Origin of the sequence: Aneurinibacillus aneurinilyticus ATCC 12856, from assembly GCF_000466385.1 — a bacterium.
GTDB classification, from domain to species: Bacteria; Bacillota; Bacilli; order Aneurinibacillales; family Aneurinibacillaceae; genus Aneurinibacillus; species Aneurinibacillus aneurinilyticus.
This window is the reverse complement of sequence record NZ_KE952818.1, coordinates 29,149-29,386: the sequence shown is the minus strand read 5'-3', so window position 1 is coordinate 29,386 and position 238 is coordinate 29,149. Positions and strand designations below refer to the sequence as shown.

General features: G+C 40.8%; 1 pseudogene. It reads left to right on the top strand.

The features are described 5' to 3' along the window. Nucleotides 1–238: pseudogene (locus tag HMPREF0083_RS28765) on the top strand (FIVAR domain-containing protein); the annotation flags it as partial.

Sequence of the window (238 nt, the reverse complement as noted above, 5' to 3'; positions counted from 1 at the left end):
CAGATACCAATGCGACACAAACTCAGGTGAATGCTCAAGTCACAGCACTAACCACAGCATTAAATAAACTAGTGAAAAAGGATCAAGTGGTAAATAAAGCAGAATTAAACGCAAAAATTAAAGAAGCTGAAGGGTTAAAAGAAGCAGATTATACATCAGATAGCTGGTCGACACTGCGAACAGCCCTGACGAATGCTAAGACTGTAGCAGCAGATACCAATGCGACACAAACTCAGGT